24 protein-coding genes and 1 riboswitch are annotated in these 21,382 nt (G+C 64.4%); of the genes, 18 read left to right on the top strand and 6 right to left on the bottom strand.

Translation table 11 applies throughout. The features are described 5' to 3' along the window. The first annotated feature begins 18 nt into the window (after window positions 1-18). Window positions 19-558: a DUF2058 domain-containing protein gene (locus J5X93_RS19995; RefSeq protein WP_043215184.1), complete on the top strand. Its 540-nt coding sequence runs from the start codon at window positions 19-21 to the stop codon at window positions 556-558. A 45-nt stretch (window positions 559-603) separates the two neighbouring features. On the opposite strand, the gene J5X93_RS19990 is transcribed toward J5X93_RS19995, so the two are convergent. The 4 genes from J5X93_RS19990 to purM form a co-directional block, all read right to left on the bottom strand. Next, window positions 604-786, bottom strand: coding sequence for a hypothetical protein (locus J5X93_RS19990; protein WP_043215180.1), 183 nt, complete (start codon window positions 784-786; stop codon window positions 604-606). 237 nt (window positions 787-1,023) lie between these two features. Then, the gene (locus J5X93_RS19985) at window positions 1,024-1,734 is read right to left on the bottom strand and encodes a DUF3108 domain-containing protein (RefSeq protein ID WP_043215178.1); all 711 of its coding nucleotides are present in this window, start codon (window positions 1,732-1,734) and stop codon (window positions 1,024-1,026) included. A gap of 8 nt (window positions 1,735-1,742) precedes the next feature. After that, window positions 1,743-2,396, bottom strand: coding sequence for a phosphoribosylglycinamide formyltransferase (purN, locus tag J5X93_RS19980; protein WP_090343586.1), 654 nt, complete (start codon window positions 2,394-2,396; stop codon window positions 1,743-1,745). Next, window positions 2,396-3,454, bottom strand: coding sequence for a phosphoribosylformylglycinamidine cyclo-ligase (gene purM / locus J5X93_RS19975; RefSeq protein ID WP_070572965.1), 1,059 nt, complete (start codon window positions 3,452-3,454; stop codon window positions 2,396-2,398). Before purM ends, purN begins: the two co-directional genes overlap by 1 nt. 343 nt (window positions 3,455-3,797) lie before the next feature. Here purM and J5X93_RS19970 point away from each other — a divergent pair, with 343 nt between their 5' ends. The 5 genes from J5X93_RS19970 to J5X93_RS19950 all read left to right on the top strand — a co-directional run bounded on the left by J5X93_RS19970 (window position 3,798) and on the right by J5X93_RS19950 (window position 8,278). Next, the gene (locus J5X93_RS19970) at window positions 3,798-4,853 is read left to right on the top strand and encodes a DUF2066 domain-containing protein (RefSeq protein WP_090343588.1); all 1,056 of its coding nucleotides are present in this window, start codon (window positions 3,798-3,800) and stop codon (window positions 4,851-4,853) included. Between the two features lie 12 nt (window positions 4,854-4,865). Continuing rightward, window positions 4,866-5,939, top strand: coding sequence for an AI-2E family transporter (locus J5X93_RS19965; protein WP_043215674.1), 1,074 nt, complete (start codon window positions 4,866-4,868; stop codon window positions 5,937-5,939). Between the two features lie 192 nt (window positions 5,940-6,131). After that, window positions 6,132-6,836 carry a DnaA regulatory inactivator Hda gene (gene hda, locus J5X93_RS19960; RefSeq protein ID WP_070091725.1) on the top strand — a complete coding sequence of 235 codons (705 nt, stop codon included), beginning with the start codon at window positions 6,132-6,134 and terminating at the stop codon, window positions 6,834-6,836. A gap of 126 nt (window positions 6,837-6,962) precedes the next feature. Then, window positions 6,963-7,601 carry a C40 family peptidase gene (locus J5X93_RS19955; RefSeq protein WP_043215669.1) on the top strand — a complete coding sequence of 213 codons (639 nt, stop codon included), beginning with the start codon at window positions 6,963-6,965 and terminating at the stop codon, window positions 7,599-7,601. Between the two features lie 140 nt (window positions 7,602-7,741). After that, the gene (locus J5X93_RS19950) at window positions 7,742-8,278 is read left to right on the top strand and encodes a C40 family peptidase (protein ID WP_043215667.1); all 537 of its coding nucleotides are present in this window, start codon (window positions 7,742-7,744) and stop codon (window positions 8,276-8,278) included. A 7-nt stretch (window positions 8,279-8,285) separates the two neighbouring features. Here J5X93_RS19950 and J5X93_RS19945 read toward each other — a convergent pair whose 3' ends face one another. Both J5X93_RS19945 and J5X93_RS19940 read right to left on the bottom strand, forming a co-directional pair. Continuing rightward, the gene (locus J5X93_RS19945; protein WP_420916303.1) at window positions 8,286-9,587 is read right to left on the bottom strand and encodes a PQQ-dependent sugar dehydrogenase; all 1,302 of its coding nucleotides are present in this window, start codon (window positions 9,585-9,587) and stop codon (window positions 8,286-8,288) included. Between the two features lie 126 nt (window positions 9,588-9,713). After that, window positions 9,714-10,292 (bottom strand): hypothetical protein, encoded by a 579-nt coding sequence (locus J5X93_RS19940; protein ID WP_043215665.1) that lies wholly within the window; start codon window positions 10,290-10,292, stop codon window positions 9,714-9,716. A 140-nt stretch (window positions 10,293-10,432) separates the two neighbouring features. Then, window positions 10,433-10,656: riboswitch (cobalamin riboswitch) on the top strand. Between the two features lie 122 nt (window positions 10,657-10,778). Here J5X93_RS19940 and cobO point away from each other — a divergent pair. From cobO to J5X93_RS19880, 12 genes are all read left to right on the top strand, one after another. Then, the gene (gene cobO, locus J5X93_RS19935) at window positions 10,779-11,390 is read left to right on the top strand and encodes a cob(I)yrinic acid a,c-diamide adenosyltransferase (RefSeq protein WP_043215681.1); all 612 of its coding nucleotides are present in this window, start codon (window positions 10,779-10,781) and stop codon (window positions 11,388-11,390) included. Then, window positions 11,387-12,682 carry a cobyrinic acid a,c-diamide synthase CobB gene (locus J5X93_RS19930; protein ID WP_102082295.1) on the top strand — a complete coding sequence of 432 codons (1,296 nt, stop codon included), beginning with the start codon at window positions 11,387-11,389 and terminating at the stop codon, window positions 12,680-12,682. The genes cobO and J5X93_RS19930 overlap by 4 nt, the downstream gene beginning before the upstream one ends. Beyond that, window positions 12,679-13,329, top strand: a complete 651-nt coding sequence (bluB, locus tag J5X93_RS19925) for a 5,6-dimethylbenzimidazole synthase (protein WP_043215661.1) — start codon at window positions 12,679-12,681, stop codon at window positions 13,327-13,329. Before J5X93_RS19930 ends, bluB begins: the two co-directional genes overlap by 4 nt. After that, window positions 13,326-14,234 carry an adenosylcobinamide-phosphate synthase CbiB gene (gene cbiB / locus J5X93_RS19920; protein ID WP_090343599.1) on the top strand — a complete coding sequence of 303 codons (909 nt, stop codon included), beginning with the start codon at window positions 13,326-13,328 and terminating at the stop codon, window positions 14,232-14,234. Before bluB ends, cbiB begins: the two co-directional genes overlap by 4 nt. Beyond that, entirely contained in the window at window positions 14,227-15,219 is a 993-nt protein-coding gene (gene cobD / locus J5X93_RS19915; RefSeq protein ID WP_090343601.1) for a threonine-phosphate decarboxylase CobD, read from the top strand. The genes cbiB and cobD overlap by 8 nt, the downstream gene beginning before the upstream one ends. Further along, complete coding sequence (locus J5X93_RS19910; protein WP_043215724.1) at window positions 15,216-16,670, top strand: cobyric acid synthase; 1,455 nt, start codon at window positions 15,216-15,218, stop codon at window positions 16,668-16,670. The genes cobD and J5X93_RS19910 overlap by 4 nt, the downstream gene beginning before the upstream one ends. 1 nt (window position 16,671) lies before the next feature. Next, a complete protein-coding gene (cobU, locus tag J5X93_RS19905) occupies window positions 16,672-17,193 on the top strand; it encodes a bifunctional adenosylcobinamide kinase/adenosylcobinamide-phosphate guanylyltransferase (protein WP_102082294.1) in 522 nt (173 codons plus the stop codon). After that, window positions 17,190-18,245 (top strand): nicotinate-nucleotide--dimethylbenzimidazole phosphoribosyltransferase, encoded by a 1,056-nt coding sequence (cobT, locus tag J5X93_RS19900; RefSeq protein WP_102082293.1) that lies wholly within the window; start codon window positions 17,190-17,192, stop codon window positions 18,243-18,245. Before cobU ends, cobT begins: the two co-directional genes overlap by 4 nt. Further along, entirely contained in the window at window positions 18,242-18,811 is a 570-nt protein-coding gene (gene cobC / locus J5X93_RS19895; RefSeq protein ID WP_102082292.1) for an alpha-ribazole phosphatase family protein, read from the top strand. Before cobT ends, cobC begins: the two co-directional genes overlap by 4 nt. A 1-nt stretch (window position 18,812) precedes the next feature. Beyond that, a complete protein-coding gene (locus J5X93_RS19890; protein WP_102082291.1) occupies window positions 18,813-19,550 on the top strand; it encodes an adenosylcobinamide-GDP ribazoletransferase in 738 nt (245 codons plus the stop codon). Between the two features lie 144 nt (window positions 19,551-19,694). Beyond that, window positions 19,695-20,873 carry a glycoside hydrolase family 5 protein gene (locus J5X93_RS19885; protein ID WP_090343609.1) on the top strand — a complete coding sequence of 393 codons (1,179 nt, stop codon included), beginning with the start codon at window positions 19,695-19,697 and terminating at the stop codon, window positions 20,871-20,873. Between the two features lie 54 nt (window positions 20,874-20,927). Then, a complete protein-coding gene (locus tag J5X93_RS19880) occupies window positions 20,928-21,332 on the top strand; it encodes a MarR family winged helix-turn-helix transcriptional regulator (protein WP_102082290.1) in 405 nt (134 codons plus the stop codon). Window positions 21,333-21,382: the final 50 nt, after the last annotated feature.

The raw sequence follows: 21,382 nt of genomic DNA, 5'->3' as shown, positions 1-21,382 counted from the left end.
GCATAAGTGAGTGAATACATGAGCCTTTCCCTTCGCGACCAATTGCTCAAGGCCGGTCTGGTCAACCAGAAACAGGTCAAGCAGGTCAACAAAGCCGAGAAGAAACAAAAGCGTCTGGAGCACAAAGGCCAGGCCGAGGTCGACGACACCCAGCAGCGCCTGGCCAAGGAGGCCATGGCCGAAAAGGCCAAGAAAGACCAGGAGCTGAACCGCCAGCTTCAGGAAAAGGCCGAGCAGAAGGCCCGCGCCGCGCAGATCAAGCAACTGATCGAGGCGACCCGTCTGCCCAAGCTCAATACCGAGGACTACTACAACTTTGTCGACGACAAGAAGGTCAAGCGCATCGCCGTCAACGCCTTGATGCGCAGCAAACTGAGCAACGGCGCCCTGGCCATCGTGTCTTTCGGCGGCGGTTACGAAGTGATCCCGCGTGAAGCGGCGGTGAAGATCCAGGAGCGTGACCCCAATCGTATCCTGCTGCTCAACACCCATGTCGAAGAAGCGGACGAGGACGATCCGTACGCGGCCTACAAGATCCCAGACGATTTGATGTGGTAAAAGACGAAAACCCCGCTCAGGCGGGGTTTTTCGTGGGCAGTGCGGTCATTGCGGGCTGTGCTGGTTCTCCAGGCATTCCAGCTCGCTGCGGTACTGTTGGGCTTCGTGTTCGGAGTGGAACATCCCCACCAGCTCGCCCTGCTGATGCACATCCCAGATCCGCAGGCCGTGGGCCTGGCTTTCGTGGGACATTTTCGATTCGTCGCGTTCGGTTACTTGGACAGTCATCGTTAAACTCCACTTTCGGTTGGCTGCGGCAACATGTCGCAGGCCTTCTTTATAGAGTTAGTTAGCAGGCTAAGTAAATAAAACGACGATGAAACAAAGTTCATGAAGGGCTGTTTGCGGCTAAACCCGCTCCCCTAGGTAAACAGTGTTTATAGGAAGCGGGTTTGCCCGCAAGCCGGCGGGACAGGCAACAAAAAGCCCCGCACTAGGCGGGGCTTCGGGGGCTCACAACGGTGATCAGTTGCCCTTCACCGACTTGCCGTCGACCGTGCCATCCTGCAGCACGATCACGTATTCCTTGCCATCGGTCTCGACCTGGCGCAGTTGCACCAGCAAATAGTCCCACTCTTTGGCGAACCACAGCTCGGTGATGCGCTTGCTCTGGCTCGGGTCGCGGACGCGCTCGACCTTCACGGCATCGACCTGGCCGGTCTTGGTGGTGACTTTCTCGGTACCGAGCACGCGGAAGTCATAGGTGTCGATCTCGTCACCGTCGACGACCTGGTAGGTCATGCTCTTCTTGCCTGCGGCCACGTCATGCTGCAGGGCCAGCTGATAGGACGATTTGTCCAGCACGCCGCGGTTGAGCGGCAGGTTGATCGCATCGCCACGGTCGGTGCCGGTGACCTTCTTGCTGTTCCAGTCGAAATCCAAGTCGACTTTCTTCGCCTTGCCCAGGCCGCCGCGTTCGAAGTGATACTTCTGCGGCAGCAGGGTGTCGTTGTCCAGGCGCAGGGTACTTTGCTCGGTCAGGCTGGCGATCATCATGGACGCCTTGAAGTTCAGGCTCCAGGTACCGTTGGCGTTTTTTTCCAGGCTGCGCTCGGCGGTGCCGCTCATGGGCAGCTGCTTCCAGTCGGCGGTGTAGCTGGCCGAGAAAGGCTTCAGATCAGCTGCCTGGAGGGGCAGGGCGAGCACGGCGAGAGCCAAGAGCAGGGCACGACGCATAAATTCTCCTAGGGTCGAATCAAGTGACCGCTGGCCGCCAGGGGCTGGCCATCCAGTAGTGCACCTTGTTCGCCCAGACGCAAGCGTCCTTCGGCGAACCAGCGCACCGCCAGCGGGTAGATCTGGTGTTCCTGGCGATGAACGCGCTGTGCCAGGCTGTCGGCTGTATCGCCTGGCTCCACCGGTACCACAGCCTGTACGACCAGAGGGCCGCCATCGAGTTCCTCGGTGACGAAGTGTACGCTGCAACCATGCTCCGCGTCGCCCGCCTCCAACGCACGCTGGTGGGTGTGCAGGCCCTTGTACTTGGGCAGCAGCGACGGGTGGATGTTCAGCAGGCGGCCTTGGTAGTGGCGCACGAAGCCGCCGCTGAGGATGCGCATGAAGCCCGCCAGCACCACCAGATCGGGCTTGAAGCCGTCGATCAACGCCATCAGCGCCGCGTCGAAGGCTTCACGGCCATCGAAGCCACCGTGCGCGAGCACGGCGGTCTCGATGCCCGCTGCCTGGGCCCGTTGCAGGCCATAGGCATCGGCGCGATTGGAGATCACGCCACGGATGCGCACCGGGCTGTCTTCGCCACGGCTGTTGTCGATCAGCGCTTGCAGGTTGCTGCCGGAGCCCGACAGCAGTACTACGACATTGCAGGTCTTGCTTGGCATCAGTGCGCCTTGAGGTTCTGCAATTCGACCTGGGCGGCGCCAGCCGGCGCTTCGGCGATGCGGCCGATGACCCATGGCTGTTCGCCGGCGTCACGCAGCACTTGCAGGGCGCTGTCGACTTTGTCCTGGGCCACGCAAATGACCATGCCCACGCCGCAGTTCAGCACGCGGTGCATCTCGTGCTCGTCGACGTTGCCTTTTTGCTGCAGGAAGTCGAATACCGCCGGGCGCTGCCAGCTGGCCACGTCGATGATGGCCTGGGCGTTGTCGGGCAGGACGCGTGGGATGTTGTCCAGCAGGCCACCGCCGGTGATGTGGGCCATCGCCTTGACTGCGCCGGTGTCCTTGATCAGCTTGAGCAGCGGCTTGACGTAGATGCGGGTCGGAGCCATCAGCAGATCGGCCAGAGGCTTGCCGTCGAGCTGGGTATTCTCGATGTCGGTGCCGGAGACTTCGAGGATCTTGCGAATCAGCGAGTAACCGTTGGAATGCGGGCCGGAGGATGGCAGGGCGATCAGGGCGTCGCCGGTGACGACCTTGGAGCCGTCGATGATTTCGGATTTTTCCACCACGCCGACGCAGAAGCCGGCCAGGTCGTAATCCTCGCCTTCATACATGCCAGGCATCTCGGCGGTTTCGCCACCGACCAGCGAGCAGCCGGCCAGTTCGCAGCCGGCGCCAATGCCGGTGACCACGGTGGCGGCCACGTCGACGTTGAGCTTGCCAGTGGCGTAGTAATCGAGGAAGAACAGCGGTTCGGCACCGCAGACCACCAGGTCGTTGACGCACATGGCGACCAGGTCCTGGCCGATGCTGTCGTGCTTGTTCAGGTTCAGCGCCAGGCGCAGCTTGGTGCCGACGCCGTCCGTGCCGGAGACCAGAACCGGCTGCTTGTAGCCGGCCGGGATCTCGCAAAGGGCGCCGAAGCCGCCCAGGCCACCCATGACTTCAGGGCGTGCGGTGCGCTTGGCCACGCCCTTGATGCGTTCGACCAGTGCTTCGCCGGCGTCGATGTCTACACCGGCGTCCTTGTAGCTCAGGGAGGGTTGCTTGCTCATTGATCCAGGCCTTTAAGAGGGAGGGATTCGGGAAAACGACCGCGACGGCCAAGGCCGGCTCGAAGGGCGGCGGCTGCCTGTACGTCACTGGTCTGCGAAGGCGCGCGATTTTATCAGGGTTGCCGGGCAGCGGCCATCCTCAGGCCGACGGGCAGGCCGCGAATCTGGCAAAAAACATCCTTTCACAGGCCGCGACTGGTTGCCGCGCCAGTGCCTGTATAAGGTAATAGCAATGGCGGCGGGCCGAATCTGTCCGGCATGGCGGAGCGTTTTGCGCGGTGTCGTGGTCACAGCAGCAGATTCGGGGCTCGGTGCCCCTTGGTCATCTGGACAGGAATCCTCCATGCGTTTTCTCAATTACCTGGCTGCCGCCTGCCTGATCGCGGGCAGTGTCGTCGCACAGGCCGAGCCGGTTTCCGGGCTCTACCAAGTCCGTGAACCGATCGAAGGGCAGGGCAGCGACGCCCGCGCCCAAGCCACTGGCAAAGCTTTGGACACACTGGTGCTGCGTTTGACCGGCGATCCCAAGGCCGCGCAAAGCCCAGCCCTGGCGGCCCTGCGCAAGGACCCGCAACAAATCATCAACCAGGTGGGCTCCGAAGCCGGTCCGCCTGAAACCCTGTTGGTGGAATTCGACCCCGGCAGCACCGAGCGTGCCCTACGCCAGGCTGGCCTGGCACTGTGGGGCAGCAACCGTCCCTCGATACTCGGCTGGTGGCTGAACGACAGTGCCGAGGGCAGCAACCTGGTCGGCGACGGCCAGTCGACAGCTGCGCCACTGCGCCGCGCCGCCCAGCACCGAGGTTTGCCGCTGCGCCTGCCTTTGGCCGATCTGCAGGAGCAACTGGTCGCCAACGCCAAGCAGCTCGAAGGCAGCGACCCTGCGCCGCTGCGCGAGGCATCCGAGCGCTACGGCGCCGATGCGTTGCTGGCTGTGCATGCCCACGAGGCCGATGGCAAGTGGCAGGGCAAATGGCAGTTGTGGCTGGGCGACCAGCGTGAGCAAGGCACTGCCGAAGGCGCCGACCAGGCCGCCCTGGCCGATGCGGTGATGCTGGCGATCAGCACGCGTCTGGCGCCGCGCTACGTCACCCGCCCGGGCGCCAGCAGCGAGCTGCAACTGCAGGTGCAGGGCATGAACCTGCAGCATTATGCAGAGCTCAGTCGGGTACTCGAACCCTACGCCCCGCGTTTGCGGCAAGTCGACGGCGGTACCCTGACCTACAGCGTCACCGGTAACCGCGAACAGTTGCGTGCTCAGCTGGGGCTGGCCAAGTTGCAGGAGTTGCCCCCTGAGCAGTCCTCTGCTCCGGCACCTGCTCCGGCGGCAGATGGACAACCCGCCGCCGCCCAGCCGGCTGCGCCCAAGCCGTTCGACGGCCTGCGTTTTCGCTGGTAAGGAGTGCCAGGCATGATCGAGGTTCGCCGTTGGGCGTGGCTGGGTGTGGCGCTGCTGGTCGCTGCGCTGCTTTATTTCCTGCACAACATCTTGTCGCCGTTTTTGGTAGGCATTCTTTTAGCGTATCTGGCCGACCCGCTGGTCGATCGGCTGGAGCGCATGGGGCTGTCGCGCACCTGGGGCGTGGTGGTGGTGTTCAGCCTGTTCACGCTCATTTTCCTGGCCTTGCTGCTGGTGCTGGTTCCGATGCTGGCCAAGCAGCTGGTGCGCCTGTACGAACTGACACCACAGATGCTCGACTGGTTGCAGCATGTCGCCTTGCCCTGGGTGCAGAGCCGCCTGGGCCTGGCCGATGGGTTCTGGAAGTTCGACAAGATCAAGGCCGCCATCGGTGCGCACATGGGCCAGACCACCGATATCGTCGGCATGCTGTTGTCCCAGGCCACTGCCTCGGGCCTGGCATTGCTCGCCTGGCTGGCCAATCTGGTGCTGATTCCGGTGGTGGGCTTCTACCTGCTGCGCGATTGGGACCTGATGATGGCCAAGCTGCGCAGCCTGCTGCCGCGTCAGCGTGAGCGCCAGGTGATGGGGCTGGCGGGCGAGTGCCATGAAGTGCTGGGGGCGTTCGTGCGTGGCCAGTTGCTTGTAATGCTGGCGCTTGGTTTGATCTATGCAGGAGGTCTGATGCTGGTAGGCCTGGAGCTGGGCCTGTTGATCGGCCTTCTGGCAGGGCTTGCGGCCATCGTGCCATACATGGGCTTCATCATCGGTATCGGTGCGGCCTTGATCGCCGGTCTATTCCAGTTTGGCGGCGACCTGTACCCGATGTTGGGCATCGTTGCGGTGTTCATGGTCGGCCAGGCTCTCGAGGGGATGGTGCTTACGCCACTGTTGGTGGGCGATCGAATCGGGCTGCACCCGGTAGCGGTGATTTTCGCCATCCTGGCCGGGGGCGAGCTGTTCGGCTTTACCGGTGTGCTGCTCGCGCTGCCAGTGGCGGCGGTGATCATGGTGCTGTTGCGCCATGTGCACGACCTCTACAAGGAGTCGGACATGTATGCGGGGGATATCGATCCGCAGCTTTGATGCGAGAGGGCTGCTTTGCGGCCCTTTTCGTAGGCAAGGGGGGCGATGGGCTTCAAACGGTAAAATGCTCTCGCAACTCCTTGATTTTCCTTATGCTCTTACCCTCGCGCATTGTGCCGCCCGCGCTGCGGGTATAGACTTTGCACACTGTTCACCAAAGGCCCCCTGTGGTCCTCGCGACCGCCCGCCAGCATGAAACCGATCCAGTTGCCCCTGGGTGTGCGCCTGCGCGATGACGCCACCTTCATCAACTATTATCCGGGCGCCAATGCCGCGGCATTGGGCTACGTCGAGCGGCTATGCGAAGCCGACGCCGGCTGGACCGAGAGCCTCATCTACTTGTGGGGCAAGCAGGGCGTGGGTCGTACCCATCTGCTCCAGGCCGCCACCCACCGCTTCCAGCAGTTGGGTGAACCTGCGGTCTACCTCCCTCTGGCACAACTGCTCGACCGAGGCGTGGAATTGCTCGATTACCTTGAGCAGTACGAGCTGGTGTGCATCGACGATCTGCATGTCATCGCGGGCAAGGCGGATTGGGAAGAGTCCATGTTCCATCTGTTCAACCGCCTGCGCGATAGCGGTCGACGCCTATTGCTCGCGGCCTCCGCCTCGCCGCGCGAGCTGCCGATCAAACTCCCTGACCTCAAATCCCGGCTGACCTTGGCGCTGATCTTCCAGATGCGCGGATTGTCCGACGAGGACAAGCTGCGCGCTTTGCAACTGCGCGCTTCCCGGCGCGGTCTGCACCTTACCGATGAGGTCGGTCATTTCATCCTGACACGCGGTGCGCGCAGCATGAGCGCGCTGTTCGACCTGCTCGAGCGTCTCGACCAGGCTTCGCTTCAGGCCCAGCGCAAGCTGACCATTCCGTTTCTCAAGGAAACCTTGGGCTGGTAACCCCCGAAAAGCGCGGGCCAGAGCCCGAAAACAGAAAAGTCACATTTTTTTCGATAAAATTTGCAAATGGCCATGATAGAGGGCATAGTTTCACCCTTCTAAAGGATTACAGACACGGTCGTGCCCATGCTGAAGCGCTTCGCACCCCTCGTGCCACTTGCACTCGTGACCCTGCTTTTTGGCTGCGCCTCCCAAGGCCCCGTTTCCCAGCCGCAGGATCAACACTCGATCGCCGCGCACTCCGCGAGCCTGATCAAACCCTCTGCCTCTTCCGTCTTCGGTGAAGAGCCGCTGGCCACTGAAGAAGACCTGGAAGCCTTTTCCAGCAACAGCAAGCCCTACGAGCTGCCAGCCCTGGCCGACAGCATCCTGGAGCGTGGCATGTCGCTGATCGGCACCCGTTACCGTTTTGGCGGTACTTCGGAGAAGTCCGGCTTCGATTGCAGTGGTTTCATTGGTTATCTGTTCCGCGAAGAAGCCGGTCTGAACCTGCCGCGCTCGACGCGTGAAATGATCAACGTCGATGCGCCGAAGGTGTCCCGCAACAAGCTCAAGCCTGGCGACCTGCTGTTCTTCAGCACCAACGGCCGTGGCCGTGTCAGCCATGCCGGCATCTACCTGGGTGACAACCAGTTCATCCACTCCAGCAGCCGCCGCAGCGGCGGTGTACGCATCGACAGCCTTGGCGATCGTTACTGGAGCAAGACCTTCATTGAAGCCAAGCGCGCCTTGGCGATGGCGCCGACCACAATCTCGCGCAACTGATATTAAAATGATGTACCCTGCCGCGGCGGCGATGCTGAAAAGCTCGCCGCCGTGCGCATTTACAGAAAGCGTCTAATCTAAATTCTCACCACTTTTGGCTTCGGCTGCGGCCGAACGGTTCCAGACAGGATGTTCTGACCATGGCGATGTTGGCGCGCTTCGCATTCCTTTCCCTGGCGGCACTGCTCGCGGCCTGCTCCAGCCATGCTCCGGCACCGGCTCCGGTGGTCAAGCCGAAGGTCATCTTCAATCAGCAAGGGTCGTCTTCGCCCATGGCCGAGGACGTGCTGTTCCGTGCGATCGGCCTGGTAGGCACGCCGTATCGCTGGGGCGGCAACACGCCGGATTCGGGGTTCGATTGCAGTGGCCTGATCGGCTACGTCTATCGGGACGCCGCCGGGATCAGCCTGCCGCGTTCGACCCGCGAGATGATCGTCATGCGGGCGCCCAATGTGGACATCAACGCCCTGCAGTCCGGAGATCTGGTGTTCTTCGCCACCAGCGGCGGGTCGCAGGTCAGCCACGCCGGGATCTACGTGGGGGAGGGGCGTTTCGTGCATGCGCCATCCACAGGCGGCACGGTGCGCTTGGATTACCTCTCCAACAGCTACTGGTCCCGGGCCTATCTGCAGGCCAAACGCGTATTGCCAACCGGGCATCTGGCTCAAAATCCCTGAGCTGCGCTCACTTTCGGCTCACGCGCCAAACCACATTGCCCACATCATCTGCCACCAAGAGCCCGCCTCGGTCATTGACCACGCCCACCGGGCGTCCCATGGCCTTGCCCTTGCCATCGAGAAAACCGGTCAACAGGTCGATCGGTTTGCCTGCGGGCTTACCCTCGCTGTCGAACGGCACGAAGATCACCTTGTAGCCACTGTGCGGCTTGCGGTTCCAAGACCCATGCTGGCCCACGAAGGCTCCCTGCTCGAAGGGCGGCGGCAACGCGCCGGCCTGGGCAAACGCCAGCCCCAGCGATGCGGTATGGGCCCCCACTGCGTAGTCTGGGACGATCGCCTGGGCGACTTTGCCAGGATCCTGCGGCTCGACCCGTTGATCCACATGCTGCCCGTAGTAACTGAAAGGCCAGCCATAGAAGCCGCCGTCCTTCACCGAGGTGATGTAGTCGGGCACCAAGTCGCTGCCGATCTCGTCGCGTTCATTGACCGCCGTCCATAGCGCGCCGGTACGGGGCTCCCACGCCAGCCCGTTGGGGTTGCGCAGGCCTGAGGCGAAGATGCGGTGTTCACCGCTGGCCGGGGCCACCTCCCAGATCGCGGCGCGGCCTTGTTCCTTTTCCAGGCCGTTCTCGCCGACATTGCTGTTGGAACCCACGGTAACGTAAAGCTTCTTGCCATCGGGGCTGGCGATGACGTTTTTGGTCCAGTGGTGATTCAACGGGCCGCCGGGCAGGTCGGTGACCGGGCGTCCTTCGGCGCGGATCTGCATCGCGCCTTCCTCGTAGTGAAAGCGCAACAGCCGGTCAGTGTCGGCCACATAGAGGTCCTTGCCTACCAAGGTCATGCCGAAGGGGGAGTTGAGCCCTTCGATGAACGTACTGCGCACCTCGGCGACACCATCATGGTCGGCATCGCGCAGCAGGGTGATGCGATTGGCGCTGGGGACCCCGGCACCGGCACGCTCCATGACTTTGCCCATTACCCAGCCGCGCAGGCCCTTGCCGTCCTCGGGCTTGGGCGGGGCATTGGTTTCGGCCACCAAGACATCGCCATTGGGCAGTACGTAGAGCCAGCGTGGGTGATCGAGGTCCCTGGCGAAGGCCACCACTCGGGTGCCCGCGGCGGCCGTCGGCGTGGCGCCGTCCGGCCAGCCGGTCGCCGGGGCGATGTTGACGGTCGGGATCAGGGTCTTGTTGGGCTCGGGCAGGCGAGGCGAGGGGCCGAAGCCGTCGCTGACCTCCAGGCGCGCGGACTCGCCGCAGGCGCTTAGGCTGGCACTCAGGGCCAACACCATCGCGATACGCATCCTGTCCATGCTCGCAATCCTCATTGGCTTGTGAGAATTGAGAGTCGGATGCGTCGGGGTAGGTTCACTCCAGGCGAATGGGCCTAGCGACCGCCGGATGGCTTCCGCGTGGGCTCATCGGCTTGCCTACGCCTGCTTGAGCAACAATGCCACCCCAGGGAAATACTGCCCCAGTTCGTTGTGCAGCGAACGGTAGGCGTAGGGGAAATGCCAGGCGATGGCGCAGGCTGTGTGTTTTTGCAGGTCGTCGACCAAGTCTTGCAGCTCCTCGGGACTGGCGTGCTGCCCGGCCTTCCAGGGGCTGACGAACAACGCGCCGGCCTTGAGCTGGCTGGGGTAGGCGATCGGGCGGGCGAGAGTGGCGGTTTCCTGCAGGGCAGTGGCCAGGTCCAGGCGGGCGATGCGCGGCCAGCGTTGGCTGACATGTAGATGAACGGATTGCTCGGCGGTGCTGATCGACAGGTCGCAGCGGCCTTCGCGTTCGCCTTCGTCGCGTTGCTTCTTGCTGGGATAGTGCGCCAAGGCGACCTGTTCGGCCTGCCAGGCGGCGGCTGCGAGCAGTCCGCTGTTGGTGGCCGCGCCGTGCCAGTAGGGCGCCTCGCTGTCGCCATGTACCTGGTTGAAGCGGTCGATGCACTCGATCCAGCCTTCCAGGGCCGGTCGCAGGAATTCCAGGTTCTGGTTGTTGATGATCAGGCCTCGCATGCTGCGCTCTCCTTATAGTTTCGATCGCATTGCCGAACACTGATGGCTATGTGATATCACTGCTGCACGTCCGGCACAAGCCATGAAGTCGAGCATTGCCTCGGGCGCGCTTCATTGACGCTCCCGCCCCAACCCTCTAACCTTCGCGGCGTGTTTCAGGTGCTCTGCCAGCCTTCGGTTGGGCAGGGTGAAACTGGGAAGCCGGTGGGCGCCAGCAAGGCGCGAATCCGGCGCTGCCCCCGCAACGGTAGGTGAGTCAAAGGTCGTGCAGGGCCACTGGATACAGGTATCCGGGAAGGCGCGCGATCCATGGGCCAAGGCCCTGCTCACGAGCCCGGAGACCGGCCTGTCACTGCCAACGGCATCACGGAGGGTGATGCGCGGTGCACCGTGGCCTTCTGCCGCGGCCTCTGCGCGTTCTCCGTCTGCCTGTCTATCGACCTGTCGTCGCCTTCCGTGCGCGTCGACAGCTTGCGGAGAATCCTGATGAGCGAATCCACCGAACGCGACGAACGCCACCTGGCGCGCATGCAGCGCAAGAAGGCGATCATCGACGAGCGCATCGCCAATGCCCCCAATGAATGCGGCCTGCTGCTGGTGCTCACCGGCAATGGCAAAGGCAAGAGCAGCTCGGCCTTCGGCATGCTCGCCCGCGCCATGGGGCATGGCATGCAGTGCGGCGTGGTGCAGTTCATCAAGGGCCGTGACAGCACAGGCGAAGAGCTGTTCTTCCGCCGCTTCCCCGAACAGGTGCGCTACCACGTCATGGGAGAGGGCTTCACCTGGGAGACCCAGGATCGCCAACGTGACATCGCCGCCGCCGAAGCCGCCTGGGCGGTGTCGCGCCAGCTGTTGCAGGACCCTTCGGTACAGTTCGTGGTGCTGGACGAGCTGAACATCGCCCTCAAGCACGGCTACCTGGACCTCGACCAAGTGCTGTCGGATCTGCAGGCCCGCCCGCCGATGCAACACGTGATCGTCACCGGCCGCGCCGCCAAGCCCGAAATGATCGAGCTGGCCGACACCGTCACCGAGATGGGCGTGATCAAGCACGCCTTCCAGGCTGGCATCCGTGCCCAGAAGGGCGTGGAGCTATGAGCCAGCCCCGGTATTGTCCGGCGGTGCTGATCGCGGCACCCGCTTCTGGCCAGGGCAAGACTACTGTCACCGCTGCCCTGGCGCGCCTGCACCGCAACCTTGGCCGTAAGGTCCGAGTGTTCAAGTGCGGGCCAGATTTTCTCGACCCGATGATCCTCGAGCGCGCCAGCGGCGCGCCGGTGTACCAACTCGACCTGTGGATGATCGGGGCTGACGAGAGTCGGCGTCTGCTCTGGGAGGCGGCAGGCGATGCCGACCTGATCCTGATCGAAGGGGTCATGGGGTTGTTCGATGGCACGCCATCGAGCGCGGACCTTGCGCGCCACTTCGGCGTACCAGTGCTCGCGGTGATCGATGGCACAGCCATGGCGCAGACCTTCGGTGCCCTGGCCCTGGGCCTTGCGCACTACCAGCGCGACCTGCCCTTTGCCGGCGTGCTGGCCAACCGGGTCGGCAGCCTGCGTCATGCACAGTTGCTCGAAGGCAGCCTCACTGAAGGCTTGCGCTGGTATGGCGGGCTGTCCCGCGAGCGCGGCATCGAGCTGCCCAGCCGTCACCTGGGATTGGTCCAGGCCAGTGAACTCAACGATCTGGACCTGCGCCTGGACGCCGCTGCTCAGGCCCTGGGCGAAAGCTGTGATGCCGCCTTGCCGCCCCCGGTGGTATTCGCCGCCCCCACAACTGCACAGGCGCTGCCGTGCATGGCGGGTGTGCGCATTGGCGTGGCCCGGGATGAAGCCTTTGCCTTCACCTATGGCGCCAACCTCGATTTGCTGCGTGCGCTGGGTGCGGAGTTGGTGTTTTTTTCTCCTGTACACGATCAGGCGTTGCCGTCCGTGGACAGCCTTTACCTGCCTGGCGGCTATCCCGAACTGCACCACCACGCCCTGGCCAGCAACGCGCCGATGCGCGAGGCGATCCGCGCCCATCACGTCCAGGGCAAGCCTTTGCTGGCCGAATGCGGCGGCATGCTCTATTTGCTCGACGCCCTGACTGATGTGGCAGGCGAGCGCGCCGAGTTGCTGGGTCTGCTGCCGGGTGAAGCGGTGATGCAAAAGCGCCTGGCTGCCCTTGCCCTGCAAGCGGTGGAATTGCCGGAGGGCACCTTGCGCGGCCACACCTATCATCACTCCTTGACCGAGACGGCGCTCGAGCCGATCGCCCGAGGCCAGAGCCCCAACGGTGGGCGCGGCAACGAGGCGGTCTATCGGATCGGGCGCCTGACTGCGTCGTACGTACACTTCTATTTCCCCTCCAACCCCCACGCGACGGCGGCGCTGCTGCGACCATGAGCGAACATGCCTTTTCCGCTGCCGAGCGCGCCGCGGTCTACCGCGCTATCGGCGAGCGTCGCGACATGCGCCATTTCGCAGGCGGCGAGGTCGCGCCCGAGCTGCTCGCCCGCCTGCTGGCCGCTGCCCATCAGGCGCCCAGTGTCGGATTGATGCAGCCTTGGCGCTTCATCCGCATCAGTGATCGCGCCTTGCGTGGCCAAGTCCAGGCGCTGGTGGAACAGGAGCGAGCCTGCACCGCCCAGGCCCTTGGAGAGCGCTCCGATGAATTCATGAAGCTCAAGGTCGAAGGTATCCAGGATTGTGCCGAGGTATTGGTGGCGGCACTGATGGACCACCGCGAAGCGCACATCTTCGGCCGCAGGACCTTGCCGGAGATGGACCTGGCATCGCTGGCCTGCGCCATTCAGAACCTTTGGCTGGCAGCCCGTGCCGAGGGCCTGGGCATGGGGTGGGTGTCGTTGTTCGACCCGCAGGCACTGGGCGATCTGCTGGGCATGCCGGCGGGCGCCAAGCCGATGGCCGTGCTGTGCCTGGGGCCAGTGGTCGAGTTCTACCCGGCGCCAATGCTGGTGCTGGAGCAATGGGCCCAGGAGCGGCCGCTGAGTGAAATGCTCTATGAGAACCATTGGGGAGAGCGGCAATGAGCGTGGCTTTGCTGACTGTGGCCGGGGTGGCCCTGGATGCCTTGCTGGGCGAGCCGAGACGGCGTCATCCGCTGGTGGGGTTCGGCAACTTCGCCGCGCGCCTGGAGCAGCGGCTGAACGCGGGCGGTCGGGGTTGGCGCAGCCATGGCGTCAGTGCCTGGCTGCTTGCCGTGGTGCCGTTGACTCTGCTGGCGCTGGTGCTCTCCTGGTTGCCCTTTATCGGCTGGCTGGTGGATGTGCTGGCGCTGTATTGCGCCCTGGGGCTACGCAGCCTGGGCGAGCATGTTCAGCCGGTGGCTGAAGCTCTGCGTCGGGGGGATCTGGACGAGGCGCGGCGGCGGGTGGGGTATCTGGTGAGCCGTGAAACCCGCGAGCTGGATGAGCCCGCCGTGGCCCGCGCCGCCACCGAATCGGTACTGGAGAACGGCAGTGATGCGGTCTTTGCGGCGTTGTTCTGGTTTGTCGTGGCCGGTGCGCCCGGGGTGGTGCTGTATCGCCTGAGCAATACCCTCGATGCCATGTGGGGCTATCGCAATCAACGCTTCGAACGCTTCGGCTGGGCCGCGGCGCGTATCGACGATGTCCTGAACTACATTCCAGCCCGGCTGGTGGCGCTGACCTACGCGCTGCTGGGCAAGACCCGCCTGGCCCTGGCCTGCTGGCGCAACCAGGCGCCGTTGTGGGACAGCCCGAATGCCGGCCCGGTGATGGCAGCGGGTGCAGGTGCCCTGGGTGTCGAGCTGGGCGGACCTGCGGTGTACCACGGCGAGTTGCACGAGCGTGCGCGCCTGGGGGAGGGGCCTGTGGCCGACGCCGAGGCCATCGAACGAGGTTGGAGCCTGGTGCAGCGCGGGGTATGGCTGTGGTTGCTGGTGATCTGCCTGGGAGCGTATTGGAATGCTTGAACATGGTGGTCGTCTGCTGCGCGCAGTGCGGCAGTACGGCATTGCCCGTGAACACTGGCTAGACCTTTCCAGCGGCATCGCCCCGTGGCCCTACGCCATCCCGGCGATTGCGGTGGAGGCTTGGGCGCGCCTGCCCGAGGTCGAAGATGGCCTGGAGCAGGCAGCGCGCACCTACTATGGCGTCGACAGCCTGCTGGCGGTGGCCGGCTCCCAGGCGGCGATCCAAGGCTTGCCGTCCCTGCGGCCCGCCGGACGGGTTGGCGTGCTCGCGCCTTGCTATGCCGAGCACCCTCACGCCTGGCGGCGTGCAGGACACCAAGTGGTCGAACTGGCCGATGAGCAGGTCGAACAGGCCCTGGACAGCCTCGATGTGCTGGTGCTGGTCAACCCCAACAACCCTACGGGGCGGTGCGTACCGCGCGAGCGCTTGCTCGACTGGCACGCTCGCCTGACGCGTCGTGGCGGTTGGTTGTTGGTCGACGAAGCCTTCATGGACAACACCCCCGCCCAGAGCATCGTTGATTGCGCCGATCGCGCGGGCCTGATCGTGTTGCGCTCGTTCGGCAAGTTCTTTGGCTTGGCGGGGGTGCGACTAGGCTTCGTCATGGCCGAGCAGGCCCTGTTGCAGCGCTTGGCCGAACTGCTCGGCCCCTGGACCATCAGCGGACCGACGCGGGTTTTGGGGCAGTCTTGCTTCAATGACGCAGCGGCCCATCGCACCCAGACCAGCCGTTGTGCTCAAGCCAGTCAGCGTCTGGCGGCGCTGCTCGAAGAGGCGGGGCTGATGCCCAGCGGCGGCTGCGATCTGTTCCAGTACGTGCGTACGCCGCAAGCCGCGCACCTGCATGAGTTTCTCGCCCGTCGGGGCATCCTGGTGCGGCTGTTCGAACAGCCTCAGGCCGTGCGTCTGGGGCTACCGGCCAACGAAGCGGACGAACAGCGCCTGCGCCAGGCGCTGGCGCAATACCAGAAGGAATCGGCATGACCACGCTCATGGTGCAAGGCACCACCTCCGATGCCGGCAAAAGCACGCTGGTCACCGCCTTGTGCCGCTGGCTGTTGCGCCAAGGCATCGGTGTGGTGCCGTTCAAGCCGCAGAACATGGCGCTCAACAGCGCGGTGACTGCCGACGGCGGCGAGATCGGTCGCGCCCAGGCGGTACAGGCCCAGGCCTGCCGCCTGGCGCCACACACCGACATGAACCCGGTACTGCTCAAACCCAACAGCGACACCGGGGCCCAGGTGATCGTCCATGGCCGTGCCGTCACGTGCATGAATGCCGTGGCCTACCACGACTACAAGGCCATCGCCATGCAAGCGGTGCTGCAATCCCACCAGCGCCTGAGCTCCGCCTATCCGGTGGTGATGGTCGAGGGCGCGGGCTCGCCGGCGGAAATCAACCTGCGTGCGGGTGATATCGCCAACATGGGCTTTGCCGAAGCGGTGGACTGCCCAGTGATTCTGGTGGCGGATATCAATCGTGGCGGTGTGTTCGCCCACCTGGTCGGTACCCTGGAGCTGCTGTCGCCGAGCGAGCAGGCGCGGGTCAAGGGCTTCGTCATCAATCGTTTTCGCGGTGACATCGCCTTGCTGCAGCCGGGCCTGGACTGGCTGGAGCAGCGCACCGGCAAGCCGGTACTGGGCGTGTTGCCGTACGTGACCGACCTGCATCTGGAAGCCGAGGATGCCATCGATGCACGGCAGGCGACCCAGGCCGGGCGCCTGTTCAAGGTGATCGTCCCGGTGTTGCCGCGCATCAGCAATCACACCGACTTCGACCCGCTGCGCCTGCACCCGCAGGTCGACCTGCAGTTCGTCGGCCCTGGTCAGCCGATCCCTGCGGCGGACCTGATCATCCTGCCCGGCTCCAAGAGCGTGCGGGGCGATCTGGCGCAATTGCGCGCGCGCGGCTGGGACACTGCCATCGCCCGGCACCTGCGCTATGGCGGCAAGCTCATCGGTATCTGTGGTGGGCTACAGATGCTCGGCCGTGAAGTTCACGATCCGCTTGGCCTGGAAGGCCCGGCAGGCTCGAGCCCGGGGTTGGGTCTGCTGGATTACGTCACGCAGCTGGAGGCTGAAAAGCAACTGCGTAACGTACGCGGCACCCTGAGCCTGGAGCAGGCTGAGGTAGGGGGATATGAAATCCACGCAGGCGTCACCCGCGGCCCGGCCCTGGAGCACCCCGCCGTGCACCTGGAAGATGGCCGTTGTGACGGCGCGATCAGCGCCGACGGACAGGTGCTCGCTACCTACCTGCACGGCCTGTTCGAGGGCAGCCACTCGTGTGCGGCGCTGCTGCGTTGGGCCGGGCTGGAAGACGCCCAGACCATCGACTACGACGCCCTGCGCGAGCGGGACATCGAGCGCCTGGCCGACCTCGTGGAACAACATCTGGACACCGCGCGCCTGCGCCAACTGTGTGGAGTCGCCTGACATGCGCAACCTGATCCTGGGCGGTGCCCGCTCCGGCAAGAGCCGCCTGGCCGAGCAATTGGCCCAGGCCAGCGGCCTGCCGGTGACCTACATTGCCACCAGCGAGCCGCTGGACGGTGAGATGAACGAGCGCGTGCAACTGCATCGCCAACGTCGCCCCGCCGATTGGGGGCTGATCGAAGAGCCCTTGGCCTTGGCCAGCGTGCTGCGTGCCGAAGCCGCCGAAGGGCGCTGCCTGCTGGTGGACTGCCTGACCCTGTGGCTGACCAACCTGCTGATGCTGGACGACCACACACGCCTGGCCCAGGAGCGCGATGCGCTGCTCGAATGCCTGCAGACACTGCCAGGCACCATCATCCTGGTCAGCAACGAAACCGGCCTGGGCGTGGTGCCTATGGGCGAGCTGACCCGTCGCTATGTCGACCAGGCCGGCTGGCTGCACCAGGCGGTGGCCGAGCGCTGCGAGCGCGTGGTACTGACGGTGGCTGGCCTTCCTCTCATGCTCAAAGGACCCTCCCTATGACTCAACCTTGGTGGCGTGACGCCTGCCAACCCCTCGACAGCGCCGCCATGGAGCAGGCCCGTGCCCGTCAGCAGCAACTGACCAAGCCGGCCGGCTCGCTCGGTCAACTGGAAGGCCTGGCTGTGCAACTGGCGGGCCTGCAAGGCTGTGAACGGCCGACCCTGGAACGGGTGGCCATCACGATCTTCGCAGGTGACCACGGGGTGGTGGAGGAGGGCATCTCCGCGTATCCACAAGCGGTGACCGGCCAGATGCTGCGCAATTTCGTCGGGGGGGGCGCTGCGATCAGCGTACTGGCGCGCCAACTTCAGGCCACTTTGGACGTGGTCGATCTGGGCACCATCGACCTTGAGCTTGCCTTGCCTGGGGTACGCCATCTGCGCCTGGGCGCCGGCACGGCCAACTTCGCCCGCCAACCGGCGATGACCGAGGCGCAATGGCAGGCGGCGCTCGCTGCCGGGCGCGACAGTGCGTTGCGTGCCGCCGAACAGGGCGCCACGTTGTTCATCGGTGGCGAAATGGGCATCGGCAACACCACCGCCGCAGCTGCGTTGGCCAGTGTCCTGTTGGAGTGCTCGGCGCAGGCCCTGAGCGGTCCAGGTACCGGTCTGGATGCTGTCGGCGTGCGGCACAAGGCGCAGGTGATCGAGCGTGCCCTGGCGCTGCACGGCTTGCGTGCCGACGACCCGCTGCAGGCCCTGGCCTGCGTCGGTGGTTTTGAAATCACCGCGCTGGTCGGTGCTTATCTGGCCTGTGCCCAGCAGGGGGTGGCGGTGTTGGTGGACGGCTTCATCTGCAGTGTCGCTGCCCTGGTGGCGGTGCGCCTGAACCCTGACTGCCGACCTTGGCTGCTGTTCGCTCACCAGGGCGCGGAACCGGGACATCGGGCCTTGCTCGAAGCGCTGCAAGCGACCCCCTTGCTCGCCCTCGGCTTGCGGCTGGGCGAGGGCAGCGGTGCGGCATTGGCCGTGCCGCTGATGCGTCTGGCCTGCGCCTTGCACGGGCAGATGGCGACCTTCGCCGAAGCCGCCGTGGCGGATCGCTCGGTATGAGGCTCGACCTGCTGCGCCACGGCGAAACCGAATTGGGCGGTGGCCTGCGCGGTAGCCTGGACGACGCCTTGACCGAGCGCGGTTGGGCACAGATGCGCGAAGCGGTAGCCGAGGCGGGGCCCTGGGACGTGCTGGTCAGTTCCCCCCTGCGTCGCTGCGCACAGTTTGCCGATGAGCTCGGCACGCGACTGGCGCTGCCGGTGCAACGCGAAGCTGGCGTGCGTGAGCTGCACTTTGGGGATTGGGAAGGGCGCAGTGCCGCGCAGATCATGCAGGAACAAGCGGATGACCTGGGGCGCTTCTGGGCCGACCCGTATGGCTACACGCCGCCCAATGGCGAGCCAGTGAGTGCATTTGCCGAGCGGGTGCTCGCGGCCGTCGACGACTTGGCCAGGCAGCATCAGGGCAAGCGCGTACTGCTGATCACCCATGGCGGCGTGATGCGGCTGCTGCTGGCACGTGCCCGCGGCCTGCCGCGTGAACAGCTGCTTCAAATCGAGGTCGGGCACGGGGCGTTGCGGCGCCTGAACCTGGCGAGCGATGGCCAACTGCGAGAGGAGGGCTGAAGTGCTGCCGTTCTGGATCGCCCTGCAGTTTCTCAGCAGTTTGCCGGTGCGCTTGCCGGGGATGCCGGAGCCTCGGCAGATGGGCCGTTCGTTATTGTTTTACCCGGTGATCGGCCTGCTGTTCGGCCTGCTGCTATGGTTGGCCAGTCAGTGGCTCGCAGGTGTCGCCGCGCCCTTGCACGCGGCCTTGCTGCTCACACTGTGGGTGCTGCTCAGTGGTGCGCTGCACCTGGATGGCCTGGCCGACACCGCCGACGCGTGGCTGGGGGGCTTTGGTGATCGCGAGCGCACCTTGCAGATCATGAAGGACCCACGCAGCGGACCGATTGCTGTCGTTACTGTGGTGTTGGTGCTGTTGCTCAAGTTCTGCGCTCTCTGGGTGCTGGTGGAGCGCGACGCAGGTGCCTGGCTGGTATTGGGCCCGGTGGTCGGGCGCGCTGCCTTGCTGGGGCTGTTCATGGGCACCCCTTATGTGCGCCCGGGAGGGCTTGGACAAGCGCTGGCCGATCACCTGCCCAGACAGGCGGCGGGTTGGACGCTGGTTGGCAGTGCGCTGGTCTGCGTGCTGCTCGGTGGCTTGACGGTACTTTGGGTGCTGCTGGTGTCGGTCGTGGTCTTTTTCTGGATTCGTCACCTGATGTGCCGGCGCCTGGGCGGGACAACAGGGGACACCGCCGGAGCCCTGTTGGAGCTATTGGAGCTGACGGTGGTATTGGGGCTGGCGTTGTCTGGGCATTGAGGTCTCTGTTGTCAAAGCTGGACTTTTCGCGTGCAAAGGCCTGACACAACGACACCATGCAACTTCCCGCAATGTTGCTGAACGGTTTCCCTGGCGAGGCGGGCGTATGCTCACGGGCCGACCCATGCATCAGGGAGCCCTCGCATGCGCCACTGGATGTTCGCCAGCCTCTTGGCGCTGGCAAGCCTGCCGGCCAACGCTGCAGACCTCATCGATTTCTGGAACAGCCCCCGCCATGGCGGCAACAGTTTCAACCGTTTGCCTCCCGATCGATCCTACTTCCAGGCATTGAGTGGCTACGGCGCCACCTGGGTACGGTTGTCTTACGACAAGTGGAAGCCTCAGGGGCGTGATTTCCTGCTCGGCGATGCTGACGCCTACAAGGGGCTTTCGCCCCAAGACCTGGCGCAGTTGAAGACCGTGCTGGACAACGCCCACGCCGCGGGACTGAAGGTTGTGATCGCCCCGCTTTCGTTGCCGGGCATGCGCTGGTCACAAAACAACCAAGGCCAGTTCGACGACCGGCTCTGGCGGGACAAACGCTACTGGACCCAGGCGGCAACCTTTTGGCATGACCTTGCCCAAGAACTGAAAGATCACCCCGCCGTGGCGGCCTACAACTTGATCAACGAGCCGGCGCCAGAGCGCCATGGCGGCCTGGCCGAGCATGCCGAGCTGCAACGTATGCAGCAGTGGTACGCCGGTGAGCAAGGCGGCCCGCGTGATTTGCCGGCCTTGTATCGCGAGCTGGTCGCGGCAATTCGTGAGGTGGATGCGACCACCCCGATCATGGTCGATGCCGGCTGGTACGCAGCAGCCGATGCCTTCGGTTATTGGCCGACGGCGTTGCCAGATCGGCGAGTGCTCTACAGCGTGCATATGTACGAGCCCTATTCGGCTACCAGTGCGCCGAATATGGCGCGCAAGCAGCCGATTCCCTATCCGGGGCCGGCACCCTTCGGCGGCAAGCGTGAACGATGGGATGGTGAACGGGTAGCGGCTTATCTTCAAAAGCCGCTGGAATGGGCGGATGCGGTGGGGGTTCCCCGCTCTCGTCTGGTGGTGGGGGAGTTCGGCTGCATGCGACGACTGGCCGGGTGCAAGCAATACCTCGAGGATGTCCTCACTGTCTTGGACAAGCAGCAACTGCACTGGGCCTTCTACAGCTTCCGGGAAGACAACTGGGACGGCATGGACTACGAACTGGGCGCGGCCAAGGTGCCCTGGCGCTACTGGCAGGCGATCGAAAAGGGTGAGCCTGATCCGCTGGCGCGCCAGGCTACGGCTGAGTTCGAGCCGATTCGCCGGCGGTTGGCGCCATAACATCAGATTTGAAATTTATTGCAACATTTCGGTTGCGGGTATATACACGCATTCATGCTGACCAGTGAATGCATCTGTACCCATCTTCGCCGAGCCGCCCGTGGGGTGAGCCGACACTACGACGAAGCCCTTGCCGGCTTCGGCGTCAATGTCGCGCAGTTTTCCCTGCTACGTCACCTGCAGCGGCTCGATCGGCCAAGCATCACCACCTTGGCCGAAGCCATGGGCCTGGATCGCAGCACCCTAGGGCGCAACTTGCGCGTACTGGAGGCTGAAGGGCTGGTGAAACTGTCCGATGGCGACGACCAGCGCAATCGCCTGGTGCTCCTGAGTGCGGCGGGCGAAGCGTTATTGCGCGCTGCGCATCCCGCATGGGAACAGGCTCAGCGGAAATTGATCGAGCGATTGGGCGAAGGGCAGCGGGACGTGCTGATTGCGCTGCTGGAACGCCTGGCCTGATGTTTTACAACTAAAAGTGGGTATATACCCGCATGAACCTTGCGATGTGC

Source organism: Pseudomonas sp. BYT-1 (genome assembly GCF_023611805.1).
Lineage (GTDB): Bacteria > Pseudomonadota > Gammaproteobacteria > Pseudomonadales > Pseudomonadaceae > Aquipseudomonas > Aquipseudomonas guariconensis.
Note: the sequence above shows the minus strand (reverse complement) of the source record. Positions and strands in the feature narration are given on the sequence as shown.

What these genes read in the sequence shown, in the direction of transcription:
- J5X93_RS19995 (WP_043215184.1), top strand. Translation starts at nt 19, where the DNA reads ATGAGCCTTTCCCTTCGCGACCAATTGCTCAAGGCCGGTCTGGTCAAC.
- J5X93_RS19990 (WP_043215180.1), bottom strand. Translation starts at nt 786, where the DNA reads ATGACTGTCCAAGTAACCGAACGCGACGAATCGAAAATGTCCCACGAA.
- J5X93_RS19985 (WP_043215178.1), bottom strand. Translation starts at nt 1,734, where the DNA reads ATGCGTCGTGCCCTGCTCTTGGCTCTCGCCGTGCTCGCCCTGCCCCTC.
- purN (WP_090343586.1), bottom strand. Translation starts at nt 2,396, where the DNA reads ATGCCAAGCAAGACCTGCAATGTCGTAGTACTGCTGTCGGGCTCCGGC.
- purM (WP_070572965.1), bottom strand. Translation starts at nt 3,454, where the DNA reads ATGAGCAAGCAACCCTCCCTGAGCTACAAGGACGCCGGTGTAGACATC.
- J5X93_RS19970 (WP_090343588.1), top strand. Translation starts at nt 3,798, where the DNA reads ATGCGTTTTCTCAATTACCTGGCTGCCGCCTGCCTGATCGCGGGCAGT.
- J5X93_RS19965 (WP_043215674.1), top strand. Translation starts at nt 4,866, where the DNA reads ATGATCGAGGTTCGCCGTTGGGCGTGGCTGGGTGTGGCGCTGCTGGTC.
- hda (WP_070091725.1), top strand. Translation starts at nt 6,132, where the DNA reads ATGAAACCGATCCAGTTGCCCCTGGGTGTGCGCCTGCGCGATGACGCC.
- J5X93_RS19955 (WP_043215669.1), top strand. Translation starts at nt 6,963, where the DNA reads ATGCTGAAGCGCTTCGCACCCCTCGTGCCACTTGCACTCGTGACCCTG.
- J5X93_RS19950 (WP_043215667.1), top strand. Translation starts at nt 7,742, where the DNA reads ATGGCGATGTTGGCGCGCTTCGCATTCCTTTCCCTGGCGGCACTGCTC.
- J5X93_RS19945 (WP_420916303.1), bottom strand. Translation starts at nt 9,587, where the DNA reads ATGCGTATCGCGATGGTGTTGGCCCTGAGTGCCAGCCTAAGCGCCTGC.
- J5X93_RS19940 (WP_043215665.1), bottom strand. Translation starts at nt 10,292, where the DNA reads ATGCGAGGCCTGATCATCAACAACCAGAACCTGGAATTCCTGCGACCG.
- cobO (WP_043215681.1), top strand. Translation starts at nt 10,779, where the DNA reads ATGAGCGAATCCACCGAACGCGACGAACGCCACCTGGCGCGCATGCAG.
- J5X93_RS19930 (WP_102082295.1), top strand. Translation starts at nt 11,387, where the DNA reads ATGAGCCAGCCCCGGTATTGTCCGGCGGTGCTGATCGCGGCACCCGCT.
- bluB (WP_043215661.1), top strand. Translation starts at nt 12,679, where the DNA reads ATGAGCGAACATGCCTTTTCCGCTGCCGAGCGCGCCGCGGTCTACCGC.
- cbiB (WP_090343599.1), top strand. Translation starts at nt 13,326, where the DNA reads ATGAGCGTGGCTTTGCTGACTGTGGCCGGGGTGGCCCTGGATGCCTTG.
- cobD (WP_090343601.1), top strand. Translation starts at nt 14,227, where the DNA reads ATGCTTGAACATGGTGGTCGTCTGCTGCGCGCAGTGCGGCAGTACGGC.
- J5X93_RS19910 (WP_043215724.1), top strand. Translation starts at nt 15,216, where the DNA reads ATGACCACGCTCATGGTGCAAGGCACCACCTCCGATGCCGGCAAAAGC.
- cobU (WP_102082294.1), top strand. Translation starts at nt 16,672, where the DNA reads ATGCGCAACCTGATCCTGGGCGGTGCCCGCTCCGGCAAGAGCCGCCTG.
- cobT (WP_102082293.1), top strand. Translation starts at nt 17,190, where the DNA reads ATGACTCAACCTTGGTGGCGTGACGCCTGCCAACCCCTCGACAGCGCC.
- cobC (WP_102082292.1), top strand. Translation starts at nt 18,242, where the DNA reads ATGAGGCTCGACCTGCTGCGCCACGGCGAAACCGAATTGGGCGGTGGC.
- J5X93_RS19885 (WP_090343609.1), top strand. Translation starts at nt 19,695, where the DNA reads ATGCGCCACTGGATGTTCGCCAGCCTCTTGGCGCTGGCAAGCCTGCCG.
- J5X93_RS19880 (WP_102082290.1), top strand. Translation starts at nt 20,928, where the DNA reads ATGCTGACCAGTGAATGCATCTGTACCCATCTTCGCCGAGCCGCCCGT.